General features: G+C 66.8%; 1 pseudogene. It reads left to right on the plus strand.

The annotated features are described in order from the left end of the window. Nucleotides 1-62: 62 nt before the first annotated feature. Nucleotides 63-404, plus strand: a pseudogene (locus tag EN857_RS33410) (nitrate reductase); the annotation flags it as partial.

A 404-nucleotide genomic window follows, 5' to 3' on the forward strand; every position in this document is an offset into this window, starting at 1 on the left:
GCCAGCCGGAGCTCAAGCATGTCCCTGTCAGGATCGCGCGCGAAAACACTGGATGGGCCGGAGTGCTCATCACGCGGCGCGATCTCAGGCCGACAGGTTTCGTCCATTGGAGCCGGCATGCGGTCGAGGGCGGCTGGGTCTACGAACTGACAGGAACCGAGCCGCCGGACCAGGGCATTCTTCTGGCGCGCAAGCTGCTCGGCGTTCAACGGCAGGATCAACTGCTCGAATACACCGACCGCCGCGGGCTCGCTTATCGCGCCGCTGCGATCGACGAAGGCGGCGCCATGGCTGAGGCCGTGCTCGTCGCCGCTCCAGACCAGTTGCCGACGCAGGACTGGCTGAACTCGCTGCTGGCCACGCGCCAGCCGCTGTCGGCAGGCGATCGCCATGCGCTTCTTTCC

It is taken from the genome of Mesorhizobium sp. M4B.F.Ca.ET.214.01.1.1 (assembly GCF_004791545.1).
GTDB classification, from domain to species: domain Bacteria; phylum Pseudomonadota; class Alphaproteobacteria; order Rhizobiales; family Rhizobiaceae; genus Mesorhizobium; species Mesorhizobium abyssinicae.